A 14982-nucleotide genomic window follows, 5' to 3' on the forward strand; every position below is an offset into this window, starting at 1 on the left:
TTAAGGCAAGCACCGGCAAACACTGGCAAGCGCCGGCAAGGCCGCGCAAAATCGGGAAGGGATGTGCCGCCGCGCGCCGGCCGGATCATATCGGCATACGGGCCTACGGGCCTACGATACGCCAACACCGCGTCCGGTTCGATAATACTCAAGTAGTAAAGACGGCTTCGCGCATGTCATGTAGAGTTTTTTCAAACTGCAAGAGGTTCCGGGATGAATGTCCTGATAGTCGACGACCATGCGCTCATACGCGAAGGCATCGCGATGATGGTCAGGAGCATTCGACCCGAAGCCGGAGTCTGGCTGGCCAATACCGCATCGGCCGGCCTCGAAATTGCGCGCAGCCAATCCATCGACTACGCTTTCCTCGATCTGCAACTGCCCGATGCATCCGGCTTCGATGCGCTGCAAAGCATGAAGCGCCGGAACGAGATGATGTCGGTGGTTGTCGTGTCGGCACAGGAGGACCGGCCCACGGTGCTGCGCGCGCTGGAAATGGGTGCCAGCGCCTTCGTGCCTAAATCGGCCAACTCCGACGAAATCAGAACCGTGGTCCAGAACCTGTTCGATGGCAAGGTATGCCTGCCTGACAGCGTGCTGGCTCCGGATGCGCGCGCCAGCACAGGCGCGGCCCGTTCGCTGCCCAATGAAGCGCAATGGAACCTGACCGAACGCCAGAAGGAAGTCCTTGCGCTGCTGGTGCTGGGTCTGTCGAACAAGATGATTGCCCGCAGGCTCGATATCGTCGAGTCCACCGTAAAGATCCATGTCAGCGCGATCCTGCGCGAGATGAAGGTGGCCACGCGCACCCAGGCGTTGCTGGAAGTGGCGCGGCGAGGCGTCTCGCTGCCGACCTTTTGAGCGGGCCTTGTCTTTCCCGTCGTTCCCTTCGTTCCCGGCATGCGCCTCTGCTTGGAAGCAAGCAAGCGGGCTCTTGGATCTTCTATGCCGCCTTTTGCATGGCCGCCGCTGTTTTCGCGAGCGCTTCCACGATGGCGCGATGCAGGCGCAACGAGTTGACGGGCTTGCTGATGAGTGCATAGCCCCTGTCCTGCGCCTGTTGCTCCAGGGCCGGCGAGCACTCGCCGGATATCACGATGACCGGCACCTCGTAGGCCAGCAAGGGCGCAACCGCCGAGACCACGTCGAAGCCGGTCAGGTGATTGTCCAGCCGGTGATCGGTGATGATCACGTCCGGAAAGCGCGGGCTGTCGTCGATGTAGCGTGCCGCTTCGGCCGGCGAGCGGGCGGTGATGCAATGGCAGCCCCAGGCAGTAAGGATGGCTTCCATCGCGGCAAGAATATCGGCTTCATCGTCGACGACCAGCGCCAGCGCGCCATCGAGTGCCGAAGCCGTCGTCTTCGCGGCGGACTCGTGCGGGTCGGCGCTGTTCGCGGGTGCGGATGGCATCAGCAGTTCGAAGCATGATCCTCTGCCTACTCGCGAGCGCAGCCGGATGCGGTGCCCGAGCACATCCGCCAGCCGCTTCACGATCGCCAGTCCCAGCCCCGACCCCTTGCGGCGGTCGCGTGACGGGTTATTCAGTTGCACGAACTCATCGAATATCGATTCGAAGCACTGCTCGGGAATGCCGCAACCGGTGTCGACTACCTGAATCCGCAGGCTGCCACCGCGCTCGCGCATCGATAGCAGCACGCCGCCGCGCTGGGTATTGCGGAAGGCATTCGACAAAAGGTTGCCGAGCAGTTCATCGAGCAGTACCGGATCGCTGTGTACCAGCAGGCCCTCCGGGCAGCGTATGCGAAAATCCAGCGCCTTGCTCGCGGCCATCGGCGCGAATCGCGACTCCAGCGTCTCCGCCATCAGCCTGGCATCGAAGGTCTTGAACGCGGGCGTGATGATGCCCGCGTCCAGCCGGGCCAGGTCCAGCAGGCGATTGAAGAGCTCATCGAGTCCCGCGATCGAGCGGTCCAGCCGGTCCAGCAGATAGTGCGGACGGCCTTCGAAGTTTTCGGCCTTGAGCGCGGCGACGAACAGCGTGATCGCATGCATCGGCTGGCGCAGGTCATGGCTGGCGGCGGCAAGAAAGCGTGTCTTGTCAAGGCACGCCTGCTCGGCAAGATGGAGCGAGTGCCTCGATGTCTGCAATGCCAGTTCCTGGCGCCGGAGCTGTTCCTGCAGGACGGCGTTGTCGTGCCGGCACATTAGCGCGGCGCGTTCGGCCATGGCCAGCCTGGTGACGAGACGATGGCAGATCCAGGCGAGCAGCAGTGTCCACGGGGCCAGTGCATAGCCCACCCATGCCAGGACCGACAGCGAACTGCCGGTGCCGGGCGACAGCCACGGCATGGAGGCGGCGCCCAGCACCTGGGCCGCCGCAATCAGGCCGATCAGCTTGCCGGCAGCCATGCCCGGCCGAGGCATTGATGCGGAATCGTTTGCCATGCGCATGCCAGACCTCGTCAGTGATGAGCGCGATGACCGAGATGCGTATGGTAACGAGAGCGGAGCGGGAATGCATCACGCCGCCGGCAAGCGGCTTGAGCGACATTAAGCCTGCGGTGAATTTCGCATGTTGCCGCCCCTATCGCTTGTGTGAAATGCTCAACCGCTATTCTTTTTCGGCGCCACGCGGGTGACCAGCCAGATGCCGCTGCACACCAGCAACAGCGCCAGCAAGTTCTTCCATTCGAGAATGCTTTCATCCAGGAAGAGCGCCGACAGTGCGCTGCCGAAGATCGGCACCAGGAAATTGAACACGCTCACCGTTCCCACCGGATTGTATTTGAGCAGCAGGCTCCAGATGCAGAACGCCGCCGACGACAGCACCGCGAGGTAAGCCAGCAGCGCGGTCGACATCGGCGTGAAGCCGCTCAGCGTTCCGCCGGCCGCATAGCCGGCCAGCAGCAGGAATACGCCGCCAATGCCGAGCTGCCAGCCCGTCATCACCATCACATCCATGCCTTGGGACAGGCGCTTGCCGTAGATGGATGCAGCCGACAGCACGAAGGCCGCGATCACGATGAAGCCCTCGCCCAGCAGCGTGAACTCGAAGTCGAGCAGGCCTTGTCCGAAATTGACCACCAGCACGCCGGCAAAACCGGCGATGCAGCCAATCGCCTTGCGCGGCGTGATCTTGTCGTTGTGGAAGATGAAATGCGCCAGCAGCACGCTGAAGAAGGTCGTGGTGGCATTCAGGATGGACCCGCGCACGCCTGTCGTATAGGCGAGGCCGATGTAAAAGAACACGTACTGGATCGCGGTCTGCGTCAGCCCGAGCAGCGAAAGCCGCGCCATGGTGCGCCCGTTCAGGCCGAACGCCGGCTTGCCCGATATGACCGCAATCGCCAGCAGAAGCATGCCGGCCAGCACGAAACGATATCCCGCGAAGACCAGCTTGCCGGGAATGTCACCCTGCGCGATATCGAACAGTGCATAGCCGTTCTTGATGGCCGGATAGGAACTGCCCCAGAGCAGGCAGCACACGGTGGCAAGCAGGACGACAATTCTCGGCCTGGAGAAGAATTGCTGCAGCGATAGTACGGAGAGAGCGTCTGATTTTGAAGTTGCGGACATGCGTTGTGAACCTGAAAACGGATTGGAGAAACATCAGGTCGAATACGTGTTCACTCTTCGACGAGCGAATGCGCACCGACCTCGAAGCCGTCATCATAACACTCATCCTACAAATTATTTTTGACGTCATACAACATGGCGGAAGCGGCTGCATGGGCGAACCGTGTGTGCTGATCTGCGAACGGTAAAACACTATTTGTCGCGCCGTCGACCGTGACGGCGCGACGGTCACCGGCGGAAGCAGCGAAGATTACACCGCGCACGTTTCCCTAACATGATGGACCAGTATGTCATGCCTGCATCACAGGAAAGAGAAGTATGCGTGATGTTGTTCAACTGCCTGGACGGCGAAACCGCAAACGCCATGAAAACCCGGGGATTTAATGTGGCTGTGCTATCAAACCTCTTTCGATTGATTGAGCGATTTTCTCTTTTTAGCCAATTCGTTTTTCATATGGCGCTTGTAATCGGCTGGCGTTGCTTCTTCGCCCAGCTTTCTTTTAGCCCGTGTCGATATGATATGCTTTTCATAGTGGGTATTTGTTGCAGCTTCGCCGAACATTTTTTTAGCCAGTTTATCTCTGTTAAAGCGGTCATAATCAGCTGTCGTTGTGCCTTTTCCTAGCCGTCTTTCAGCTACTCTCTGTTTGATAAGACGTTTGTAATCATTTGACGTTGCGTCTTCGCCCAGCAAGCGTTTAGCTCTCTCGGTTTGCTTTTGGCGGTTATGTTCCCGAAGATTGTCTGGCATTCTGGTTCTTCCCTTTTCCTCTATCCATTCCTCGTAATATTTAGTGGCTGCATCTTGATCAATAGGGACCTGCTCAGACTTGGCTTGATTGCGTTCGGCGATTTTTTTTGCGAAGTGCTCCTTGATGAAATCGCTGGTTTTACCTCGCCTTCTACTTTGAGCAAATGCGAGAGTCTCTTCACTGACCCTCTCTATCGAATTCTGGCGATGCAACCGGTTTTCTGTTTCCGCCACTAATTGCGTATCGCCCGCTTCAGAAGGCGGAGCGGAAGACAGCGAACTGCTGCGTGAACGTGCAGAACCGGCCGCTGCCTGCGGCACATCGCTTGTTTCCCGTTCAGGTATCTGGACTTCCGGCAGTTCGAGTACATTCTGCGGCCAAATGGCAGTGAACTGATCTGCCTTTACTTCCCTTAAATATTGATATGGTGTGATGAATTCGGGCTGAGTCCGCAAGCTGTCTAGCAACACCCATTGCTCTCCATACCGGTGGAACGCCACGTAATGGGATATCCCTGCCCGGTCATCAACCGTGGTATTGGTCTGCAGAATGAGTCGATCAATTGCAAGCTGGTCCAGAAACTTCATCTGTTCGGGATCGGCCTGAAGACGACCGTCCGCGGAAGTGACCGGGATGCTATTCATGGAATGCACCGGGATACCTGCCGCCTGCAGATGGGCTATCACCGTTTCCGGAAATACGCCACGCTGGTACATGTCTTTTAATTTCCCTTCGACTGCCTGTATTGTCGCTTCGCGGCCATTTGTCCGGTTACTTTCGCCATGAGCTTCATGCGCGGCAAGCTCAACCAGCGCGGTAAACGGGCCGTTCAGTGCAGCATTGATCGCGTGCTGCGCGCAAGAGTATCCCTGCTGCCGTTCCATACGCACGTTGACCTGTAGAGCGGCAAGGGAAGGATCGCCCTGTCGAGCCCCTTCTATTCGGACGGTATGATAATGATCGAGGAACTGGCCGGCATATCGATTGACATCCTCGCGGGCGATGGTGAGCTGGCCAGTTTGCGGTCCCCGGAGAATTTCATCCATTCGCCGGCGCACTTGAATGGTCGTTAAGACAGTATTGATGCGATCCTGACGTCCTTGGGACGGTCCAGCCGCGGCCTCACTTAATTCATGTTGCTGATTAGCGGTGAGATCGCCGTGCTTCAGGCCAGAATAGCTCAAGGCATCGGCTACCACGAGGTCGATCTCTTCTTGCGTACCTGATACCTGCGGCAAGCTGGCGTGATGGCGGCCGGTACCGGAAGGCGCCTCCATCGTTCTGCGCATGTGCATTGCCGCCGCGCTGCCTGGACGATGTGTAGGCGCCGCTTGAAAACCAGCTCCCTGAATCGCACCTTCCACTACCTCTGCAGGTGCGCCCGGCAGAGCCGGGGTGCGTGTGAAAAGTTGCCTGATTTCCAATTCGGCCAAGGCATTGTCGGCATTGATATGCGCTGTGACCTTCACGCCTCTGCCTTTATCGTTAAGCCTTTCGGGGAGGTAGGTCAACGTGCGCGCGCCTTGAGGATGCCCCTCCGCGTTGGATTCCGGATGGTAGTCCACGGTGCAGCGAATGTTGTACGCGCGGGGGATGCCGTCAAGCAGTCGATGCACTTCCTCGGATGTCAATGGCTTTGCATGTTCGCTTCGCGGAGCACGCACGATGTCCGGTATGGTGAAGCGATGCGGATTCAGATGGTCAGCTTGTTCCCCGCGCAGCGCGATTACTGCGCGGCGGATGGATGGTTGGCCGGAGGAAGGCTGGTTGGGAGGCGCAGGCCGGGCGGGCTGTGGTGGGAAAGAAGAGGCAGGCTGATAGGGGCCGGAAGAAGGAAGTTTGAACGGTTGCATGGCGATTGAGCAAGTAAAAGGAGTGTGTGGGTGACAGGCGCGTGCGTTGAGTTCCATGGCGAGGTGTTTTCTGCTGGAGCTCCTGGCTACGGTATGCAGCAGCGGCTTTGTGTGGTTTTGATCGATGCGGGGCGCTCGCTGTACGAGGTGCAGCGCATTGTCGGGCGTTCGCGGATCGTGACGAGGCAGCGCTATGCGTACCTGAGCAGTGAGACGCTGCTGGAGCGGGTGTGCCTGGCGGGCATTGCCAGGCGATTTCCCAGAATGAACGACGGTACGCAAATCAGTTCGCGTACCGCCTCGCCATCAAGGCCACCAGTGGTGGCGCTCCAGGCAATGATCTCACGGGCACAAGCGTCGATCACAAACGTCACGCGCACCACGGCCCGATTCCAGCATGGGACCCCAAAGCCATAGACGGGGCTTGCGGCTGCCGTCCTGGCGCCATTCTAAAATTCAGCGGCAGGGGTCATTGATTTATTGGAAGCCATTTTAAGGTTGGCTCCTGTTCTTTTAGTGATTCCGCAATTGTCACCGCATGATTTTCCGCCGCCGTTCTCGCGGCCAATAGATCATTGCCGAACTCAGCGTGCGCAAATGCCTGAGTTTCTTCACCGTGGTTGACTCGAAAGGCTTCCTGTTCACTATTCCAGCTGATGGGAGGAACTCCGCTCAAGCCAGGGGCAAAGTCCCGCGGCCCGCGAACGACAGGGCGAAGGCCATTGTTAAGTGCGTAACGTTCAGCCTCCGCCTGGGCATTCTCAAGCGTAATGCTGAAGTTTCTGTGCACACGTTTCTTATCCGGTCCTTGGGTAAGTGCGACGGTCCAGCAGTTGGCCGAGGCTCTATAAGTCACGCACCGAACGATGGACTGGCGCTCCGCTTTTACCTTTTTACTGTACTTTCCAGGATTGCTTCTTATGTCTTCCAATGCTTCTATTGCTGCCTGTTTCGCATTGTCGGAACTGCCATATTTTTTGATAGGGAAAGTTCTAGATAAACCTTCCAGCCCGGGGATTGACCTAATTTTGATTTTGTAATAACTATCTGCTTGCCCCTTTCTACCACCTAACAGACTTATCTCCGGATAATTTTCCAGGTGTTCGCGACGTTTTCTTTCGACAGACGCTACGAAAGCACCGTCCTCAATGCTTTTTATATCCTCGGCCATGGCAGCTTGCGCCTCAGCCTCGCTGTTGAAGTTCCTTACAGAGTAGTGTTTATAAATCGCATGGTTTGGATTATCGGTCGTGGAGAAAGCCAGCTGGTACGTTTTCCCGTAGTGAGCATAGTTATTGACGGTTGTGCGTATCACCTGGAATCTGGGCACCGTCATCGCCTCGCGTTCAGGACGGACTGCGACGGCCCCGGACGAAGGTCCTGCATGCTGGGTGTGGTGATCTTGCGTTACCGTACCGCCGCGTCTTCCCCCTGTGGCGCCGCCAGCCACTCCTTCACCGGCAGCCGTCCCGGCGGACAGGCGCAACCGCTGGCTCGGCATAATCACAGTCACCTCATTGAGCAGGTTCGCTTCGCCATTCTGATTCCACAGGTATTGAAGTGGCGTGATAGCTTCCGGCGCGCCACGCATACTGTCGAGTAGTAGCCACTGTCCCGTCGCCGACTCCCGCCGGAAGGCGACAAAATGCGTATCCAAGGCATACATGTTGCCGGTTTCCGGATCATGCACGGCCGTGCTCGCGTGCATGAGCAAGCGGTCGGTGTCGAGTTCGTCGATCTGCGCGAGGTGTTCCCAGTTGACGATCGGCTCGCCGGCGTTATTCACGGCTGGCATATGCCGATAGGATGCCGCCGGAATCCCTTCTGCGTGCAGTACCCCAAGCACCGTTTCCGCTTCCACGCCCCTACGATCGATGTCCGCGCGGATCTCTGCTTCCGATCGTGCCGCGGTTGGCAGCGGTTGATCGAGTTCATATTGAACGAATTGCTCGAACAACACGAGCGGTCCGCCCAGCATGGCATTGACCGCATGCTGGGCACAGGACTGCTCGGTCTGGCGTTCGAGGTAGTAATGCAGGCGCTGATTGGCATCGCGATACCCGGCCTCGACGGTGAGGCCGCGGTAATAGGCAGGCGGCGCAGATTCAGACCGTTGAAAGCGATCGCGCTCGATGACCTGAATGCCGGTCTGGCGGAATTGGTGCATATGCTCCATCTCCTGCGGCAAGGGTGCCGGGCCGGCGACGGCCGCTCCTTGTGGCATGGCGCCGGTGATGCGTGGACGTTGCGGCGGCGGCGCTTCGGGAGGCGATCCTGTATCGCTGCGCCGGCGCCTCGAACCAAGGTGCTCGCGGGGCAGCATGGTCAAATCATTGATCTGGCCAAAGTGACGCCGGGGCGGCGAGGCAGGCCGTCGATGGCTTGCCGGAAGAAAGTCGGCTTCCCGCCTCAACGGGTTGTTGAGCACGGCGGATTCCGGCTCCCACACCATGCGGTACAGCATATTGCTCTCATTGATGTGCAGGCTCGCCCGCATGCTTGTTCCGCGACTGCTGCGCACGGTGTAGATCAGCGTACGAGCACCTTGGGGGTTGGGCATATCGGAAACTCCCGGCAGATTCGGCACGACGCACCTGATATTGGACTCACTACCAGTGTTGTTTCGTTGGATCATGACAAGGATTCCGACGGCCTCCTCAAGGCTCAGTCGGTTCGGGTCTTGTACCGGAGCTCCTTGCGCGGCTTGCGCAATTATCACAGCAGGCGGCCCCCTGAAGATGTGGGGGCTGGGCCGGGCTGGCGCTCCCGCATGGGAGGGCTGCAGGCTCCATATTCCATTGGCGGGCATCATGGCATGCAGTTGCTGTCCAGGATTCGATGCGGCCTCATTGGCGGAAGTGGTCTGGTCTGCCGGGTGAAAGATGGGAGCGGAAGAAGCGGGGATACGGAAAGCCATGTTATTTGTCAGCGTGCAATGAGTGGGCCATTGTGTGGCGGGGGGACGGCCGACGGTTCCATCGAGGAAGGAAAAGATTGCAGGCCGGTGTTGCCTGAGGGGTGTCGCCTGAGCGGTGTTGTCCCGGCCGGATTGGCGGGAGCGGGCGGGACGCCATTGTCGCTGCAGCGCAGCCGGAAATGCGGATGGTTACGCGGTATCAGGACGGATAAGCTGGCTTCCTGATTCAGTTGGACATTGCAGTGTGTAGTGCCACCGGTATGGAGTAATGCCAATCCCAGGTCATTACATGACATGAGATCGCGTCTTTTTCCGACTGGCCGCGTGCCGCAACGCTTGGCCGCAACAAGTTCTCCTTCACCCCGCTTACCCTTTGAACGCCGCCCAGGCAAGGCACAGCCAGCCGGCCAGCATCGCCAGTCCGCCCAGCGGCGTAATCGCACCGAGCCAGCGGATGCCGGACAGGCTCAGCAGATACAGGCTACCGGAAAACACGATGATGCCGGCCACGAACAGCATGCCGCTCGCCGTGACGAGCGTGCCTGGCCAGCGTGTATAAGCCCACGCCACCGCCAGCAGCGCGAGCGCGTGGTACATCTGGTAGCGCACGGCGGTTTCGAATACCGCCAGCATGTTGGCATCGAGCCGGGTCTTCAATCCGTGCGCGCCGAAGGCGCCGGCTGCCACGGCGATGAAGGCGAACAGTGCGCCGAGCGCGAAAAAGGTCTTATCCATTGCTGTGCTTTGAAATAGGTTGGAATCGCAGCAAGCATAGCGTGCTTTCAAGGCCGGCGTTCATCCTTGCCGAGTTCGGAACGGATCTTCGACCTGCGCTTCTTCAGCAGCGCAAGGAAGGCTTCCGCCGCCACCGACAACGGACGCTCGCCCTGGCGCACCACGTAGATGGTACGCACGATCTTCGGTTCCTTCAGCGGCCTGATCACCAGGTCGGGATGCGAGAACTGGAACAGCGCGAGAAAGGGAATCACGCTGATGCCGATATTGTTGCCGACCAGCGAAGCCACCGAAGCCAGATGCGCCACTTCCATGATGCCGGCAATGCGGCCCGGATGCAGCGCCGCGTCCAGCAGCTGTCGCACGCTGCTGGTGTGCGACAGGTGAATGAAGGGCTGGTGCAGCAGGTCGGATGCAGCCAGCGACTTCCTGCGCGCGAGCGGATTTTCCCGATGCATGACGACATAGAATTCGTCGTTGCATAGCGGTTCGGCTACCAGTCCTGCCATGTCGGCGCCCGCCGCGCACAGCGCAAAGTCGGCGCGCCCGGCGCGCACGAGTTCCAGGCATTCGTCGGAAAGGGTATCCGCCAGCTCGGTGCTGACGCCCGGGTAAATGGCGCGAAATTCCTTGATCACCACGGGCAGCCAGCCGGCGGCCAGCGAGGGCAGGGCGGCCACCGAAACGCGACCCTTGCGCTTGTCGACATGATCCTTCATCTCGGTTTGCACCAGCGCGAATTCGCCGAGCAGGCGGTTGGCCGACTCGGCGAATACCTTGCCCTCAGCCGTCATTTCCACGCGCCGCGTACTGCGCGCGAACAGTTTCACGCCGAGTTCATTCTCCAGTCCCTGGATCAGGGCGCTGAATGCGGATTGCGAGAGATGGCATTGCTCGGCGGCACGGGTAAAGTTTCTTTGTTCCGCCAATGCAATAAAGGCGCGCAGGTCGCGCATGGAGATGTTCATCATTTAGCTGGATGGCCGTTTAATTGATCCAAATAACCCGTAAATCGAATCACTAGGCTGCCTATAATCGCTCAAGCAGTCAAGCAGTCAAGCAGTCAAGCAGTCAAGCAGTCAAGCAGTCAGGCATTCAAACGATTCGCATCATCCAAGACAAGCGACGTACACCCTCAGCGAGGAGACAATGCAGAACAGATCCTTCACCCTGGCCGCGGCCACCGCCGCCGCCGCCGCCGTATCGATGCTTTCCGCCTGCGGTTCGGGCAGCGACTCGACATCGGTCAGCGCGCCCTCGGTCACCACCAGCACGCCCAGGCAAACCCTGAGCATCGCATCGACCCGTGACTTCACCCCCGGAACAAGCTACGGCAGCGTTGGCGCCTATGAGCAGGTCACCGGCACCATCAAGGGCGAGGTCGACCCGAAGGACCCGAAGAACGCCATCATCCAGGACCTGTCGCTGGCGCCGGTCAATGCCAACGGCATGGTGGAATACACCGCCGATTTCGTGATGCTCAAGCCGAAAGACATGAGCAAGGCCAACGGCGTGCTGCGCTACGACGCGCCGAACCGCGGCAACATCCTCACCATGATCAATCCGGCCGCATCGCCGAGCGACGCCGTCTATCTCGAGCGCGGCTACGTGATTCTCTATTCCGCCTGGCAGGGCGATGTGCCGAAGAGCAATCCGAACCGTCTCACGGTCAGCGTGCCGGTTGCCAGGAACCCGGACGGCTCGTCAATCACCGGCCCCTACCGGGCGGAGCTCGTGCCGTCCGCGGCCGTGCCGGTGATGACCCTGCCCGGCGGCGTCTTCAACGGCACCATGATCCCGTATGCGCCGGCATCGCTCGACAATACCCAGCCCGGTTATGCGCTGACCCGCCGTGCCAACGAGACCGACCCGCGCACGCCGGTCCCGGCAAGCGACTGGAAGTTCGCCAACTGCGATAGTGGCGATAGTGGCAATGGCGCCGCCAATTCCTTCCCCGGCACGCCCGACCCAACGCGCATCTGCCTAAAGGGTGGCTTCGATCCGAAATACCTGTACGAGATCGTCTACGTGGCGAAAGACCCGCTGGTCATGGGTGTCGGCCTGGCGGCGCTGCGCGACACCGTCAGCTTCTTCCGTGGCAAGGCCGCGGATGCGGCGGGCAACGCGAACCCGCTGGCCGGACGCATCACGCACACGCTGGGCCAGGGTACATCGCAGTCCGGCAACGCGATGAAGACCTTCCTGCACCTCGGCTTCAACCAGGCGCTCGACGGCGGCAAGGTGTTCGACGGCATGTATGCGCATGTCGCCGCGCGCCAGACCAATGTGAATACCCGCTTTGCCGTGCCCGGCGGCGGCGGCGGACTGCGCACCGACCATACCGCGTTCGGCCAGACAGCGCCGCGCGGGCTCGACAAGGACTATGTCGACGAGCTGAGCGGACGCAAGGGCGGCGTGATGGCGCGCTGCGCGGCCACGAACACCTGCCCGAAATTCTTCCTCGGCCTGTCGGGCACGGAATTCTGGCAGCTGCAGGGTTCGCCGGTGCTCACCGACACCTATGGCTTCCGCGACCTCGCGCAGCCGGAGAATGCGCGCATCTACTACTATTCCAGCACGCAGCACGGCGGACCCGGCGGCACGGCGAGCATCAGCTACGACCCGTCGCGCGACGTCTATCCTCGCGGCACCGTGGCGCACTTCAACGATACCTTCCGCGCGCTCTTCCTCAACCTGGAAGATTGGGTCACCAGGAACACCGCGCCGCCGGCGAGCCAGGTGCCGAAGATCGCCGACGGCACGCTGGTGCGGCCCGAGCAGCTGAAGTTCCCGGTAATGAAGGGCCTGACCTGGGCAGCCGGCGGAGCCCAGGGTACGCAGACCCCGATACCGGAATTCAATTACCTCGCCCGCTACAACGGTTTCCCGCTGCTCGACTTCGGTCCGCAGTACAAGCCGCAGGACGAATCCGGCATCGCCACCCAGCTGCCGCCGTTCTATACCGGCAAGGACTATGCGATCCTCGTGCCGCAGGTCGATGCCAGGACAGGCTTGACGCTGGCCGGCGTCCGCGGCGTCGAGGTGCAGGCTCCGCTGGGCACCAGCATCGAGTTCAACTATGTAGCCACGCCGGGCATCGTCGACCTGTCCAATCTGGGCGGTTCCTTCATCCCCTTCCACAGGACGGAAGCGGCAAGGATTGCGGCCGGCGATACGCGGCCGTCGCTGGAATCCCTGTACGGCAGCCAGGCGGGTTACGTGGCCGCGGTAACGCAGGCGGCCAATGCGCTGGTGGGGCAGCGCTTCCTGCTGCAGCGCGATGCCGAGCGCATCATCCGCAACGCGGGCGCAACGCCGGTACTGCCATAGTCGCGCAGCCCGCGGGAAGGGCGGAGTTCCTCCTTCCCGCGGCGGCAGATCATGCTGTTTCTTCCTGAATATTACGAGACGCGTTTTTTCACATGAATACTTTCCTGGTCGGATCCGCGGCGGGTTTCTCTGGCGACCGCACCGATGCCGCACCCGCCGTGGTCGATACCATGATCCGGCGCGGCCGGCCCGCTGCGCTCATCTTCGAGACGCTCGCCGAACGCACGCTGGCGCTGGCCCAGCTTGCGCGCCGGGAAAATCCCGATGCGGGTTACGAACCGCTGCTGGCCGACATGCTGGCGCCGATACTCGCGCAATGCCTGCGCCATCGTATCCGCATCGTCAGCAACTTCGGCGCCGCCAATCCGGCCGGCGCCGCGCGCCGCATCCATCAGCTGGCGGAAGAACAGAAGCTGCCCCGTCCGAAAATCGCCATCGTGTCGGGTGACGAGATCGCCCATGCCCAGGGCAAGGCGCTGCTGCGTGAACGGATGGGGAACGATTTCGACGATGCCCGTTTCGTCTGCGCCAATGCCTATATCGGCGCCTCGGCGATCGCCGAGGCGATCCGCGCCGGGGCCGACATCGTGGTCTGCGGCCGCGTCGCCGATCCCTCGCTCACGCTTGGCCCGGTGATGGCGCATTTCAACTGGCAGGCGGATGACTGGGACCGCCTGGCCCGCGCCACCATGGCGGGCCATCTGCTCGAATGCGGCGCGCAGGTCACCGGCGGCTACTTCGCCGATCCCGGCTACAAGGAGGTGCCCGATCTTGCGCGGGTCGGTTATCCGATCGTGGAAATCGACGAGAACGGGGACTTCGAGATCGGCAAGTCGGAGCCGACCGGCGGCATCATCGATACGCGCACCGTTACGGAACAATTGCTGTACGAGCTGCATGATCCCGCTGCCTATCTCACGCCCGACGTCGTGGCAGACATCACCCAGGCCGAGGTGCGCCAGACCGGCGACAACCGCGTCGCGGTCAGCGGCATCTCGGGGCATGCGCGCCCGGCCCGGCTCAAGGCCAATATTTTTTACGAGGGCGGCTGGCTGGCCGAAGGCGAGATTTCCTACGCCGGACCGCGCGCCGGCGCCCGCGCCCGGCTGGCGATGGATATCCTGAAACAGCGATTGCCGCACTTGAACATCCGCTTCGACCTGATCGGCGTGCTGAGCGTGTTTGGCGACGACGGCGGCGCCTGCCTCGACAAGCTCTCTGCCGCCGCGCTGGCGCAGGCAGGCGACGTGCGCCTGCGCGCCGCCTGCGCGCATGAAGACAGGCACTCGGCGGCGCTGCTGCTGCGCGAAGTGGTGGCGCTGTACACCTGCGGCCCGGCCGGCGGCGGCGGCGTGCGCACCAGCCTGCGCTCGCGCCTGAATGCGACCTCCTGCGAAGTGCCGCGGGAATCGATATCCGAACGCTTCAGCTTTGTGGAGTAACGATGAGCGACCAACAGAACAGTACCCGGCAGATCGCCGCACGGAGCGGCGCATCAATGACGGTTCCGCTCTACCGCCTCGCGCACGGCCGCACCGGGGACAAGGGCAACCGCTCCAACATCAGCGTTATTGCCTATCGCAAGGAGCTTTATCCGCTGCTCGAGGCCGAGCTGACCGAACACGTGGTGGCCGCCGTGTTCGCCGAACGCGGGCCGCAGGCGGTGACGCGCTACCTGCTGCCGAAGCTGGGTGCGATGAACTTCGTGCTCGACGGCGTGCTCGATGGCGGCGTCAACGATTCCCTCAACCTCGACTCGCATGGCAAGGCATTGGCGTTCCTGCTGCTGCAGACGCCTGTCGCGGTGCCCGTGCATCTGCAATCCCTGCTCGCAGGATCCGAATAACCGAACAACAC

At 60.9% G+C, this 14982-nt stretch carries 10 protein-coding genes; 4 read left to right on the forward strand and 6 right to left on the reverse strand.

Annotated features, from left to right (window positions below; all coding sequences use genetic code 11):
* The first annotated feature begins 213 nt into the window (after positions 1–213).
* A complete protein-coding gene (locus tag RY831_RS02550; RefSeq protein ID WP_326504756.1) occupies positions 214–861 on the forward strand; it encodes a response regulator in 648 nt (215 codons plus the stop codon).
* An 82-nt stretch (positions 862–943) separates the two neighbouring features.
* On the opposite strand, the gene RY831_RS02555 is transcribed toward RY831_RS02550, so the two are convergent.
* From RY831_RS02555 to RY831_RS02585, 6 genes are all read right to left on the reverse strand, one after another.
* Positions 944–2407 carry an ATP-binding response regulator gene (locus tag RY831_RS02555; protein ID WP_326504757.1) on the reverse strand — a complete coding sequence of 488 codons (1464 nt, stop codon included), beginning with the start codon at positions 2405–2407 and terminating at the stop codon, positions 944–946.
* Between the two features lie 159 nt (positions 2408–2566).
* On the reverse strand, positions 2567–3538 hold the full coding sequence (locus RY831_RS02560) for a DMT family transporter (RefSeq protein ID WP_326504758.1): 972 nt from the start codon (positions 3536–3538) through the stop codon (positions 2567–2569).
* A 397-nt stretch (positions 3539–3935) separates the two neighbouring features.
* Complete coding sequence (locus tag RY831_RS02565; protein ID WP_326504759.1) at positions 3936–6200, reverse strand: hypothetical protein; 2265 nt, start codon at positions 6198–6200, stop codon at positions 3936–3938.
* Positions 6201–6612: 412 nt separating this feature from the next.
* The gene (locus tag RY831_RS02575; RefSeq protein WP_326504760.1) at positions 6613–8778 is read right to left on the reverse strand and encodes a hypothetical protein; all 2166 of its coding nucleotides are present in this window, start codon (positions 8776–8778) and stop codon (positions 6613–6615) included.
* Between the two features lie 648 nt (positions 8779–9426).
* Positions 9427–9795: a DUF423 domain-containing protein gene (locus RY831_RS02580; RefSeq protein WP_326504761.1), complete on the reverse strand. Its 369-nt coding sequence runs from the start codon at positions 9793–9795 to the stop codon at positions 9427–9429.
* Between the two features lie 47 nt (positions 9796–9842).
* The gene (locus RY831_RS02585; RefSeq protein ID WP_326504762.1) at positions 9843–10766 is read right to left on the reverse strand and encodes a LysR family transcriptional regulator; all 924 of its coding nucleotides are present in this window, start codon (positions 10764–10766) and stop codon (positions 9843–9845) included.
* 178 nt (positions 10767–10944) lie between these two features.
* Between RY831_RS02585 and RY831_RS02590 the strand changes: the two genes are divergently transcribed.
* The 3 genes from RY831_RS02590 to RY831_RS02600 all read left to right on the forward strand — a co-directional run bounded on the left by RY831_RS02590 (position 10945) and on the right by RY831_RS02600 (position 14971).
* On the forward strand, positions 10945–13125 hold the full coding sequence (locus RY831_RS02590) for an alpha/beta hydrolase domain-containing protein (protein ID WP_326504763.1): 2181 nt from the start codon (positions 10945–10947) through the stop codon (positions 13123–13125).
* Between the two features lie 92 nt (positions 13126–13217).
* A complete protein-coding gene (locus RY831_RS02595; RefSeq protein ID WP_326504764.1) occupies positions 13218–14567 on the forward strand; it encodes an acyclic terpene utilization AtuA family protein in 1350 nt (449 codons plus the stop codon).
* Positions 14568–14623: 56 nt separating this feature from the next.
* The gene (locus RY831_RS02600; RefSeq protein WP_326504819.1) at positions 14624–14971 is read left to right on the forward strand and encodes an AtuA-related protein; all 348 of its coding nucleotides are present in this window, start codon (positions 14624–14626) and stop codon (positions 14969–14971) included.
* Positions 14972–14982: the final 11 nt, after the last annotated feature.

Origin of the sequence: Noviherbaspirillum album, assembly GCF_035916955.1 — a bacterium.
Taxonomy (GTDB): Bacteria; Pseudomonadota; Gammaproteobacteria; order Burkholderiales; family Burkholderiaceae_D; genus Noviherbaspirillum; species Noviherbaspirillum album.

Excerpts from the sequence above, each read along its gene's own strand:
- RY831_RS02590 (WP_326504763.1), top strand. The coding sequence starts at position 10,945 with ATGCAGAACAGATCCTTCACCCTGGCCGCGGCCACCGCCGCCGCCGCC.
- RY831_RS02555 (WP_326504757.1), bottom strand. The coding sequence starts at position 2,407 with ATGGCAAACGATTCCGCATCAATGCCTCGGCCGGGCATGGCTGCCGGC.
- RY831_RS02550 (WP_326504756.1), top strand. The coding sequence starts at position 214 with ATGAATGTCCTGATAGTCGACGACCATGCGCTCATACGCGAAGGCATC.
- RY831_RS02595 (WP_326504764.1), top strand. The coding sequence starts at position 13,218 with ATGAATACTTTCCTGGTCGGATCCGCGGCGGGTTTCTCTGGCGACCGC.
- RY831_RS02585 (WP_326504762.1), bottom strand. The coding sequence starts at position 10,766 with ATGATGAACATCTCCATGCGCGACCTGCGCGCCTTTATTGCATTGGCG.
- RY831_RS02580 (WP_326504761.1), bottom strand. The coding sequence starts at position 9,795 with ATGGATAAGACCTTTTTCGCGCTCGGCGCACTGTTCGCCTTCATCGCC.
- RY831_RS02560 (WP_326504758.1), bottom strand. The coding sequence starts at position 3,538 with ATGTCCGCAACTTCAAAATCAGACGCTCTCTCCGTACTATCGCTGCAG.
- RY831_RS02600 (WP_326504819.1), top strand. The coding sequence starts at position 14,624 with ATGACGGTTCCGCTCTACCGCCTCGCGCACGGCCGCACCGGGGACAAG.
- RY831_RS02575 (WP_326504760.1), bottom strand. The coding sequence starts at position 8,778 with ATGATCCAACGAAACAACACTGGTAGTGAGTCCAATATCAGGTGCGTC.
- RY831_RS02565 (WP_326504759.1), bottom strand. The coding sequence starts at position 6,200 with ATGGAACTCAACGCACGCGCCTGTCACCCACACACTCCTTTTACTTGC.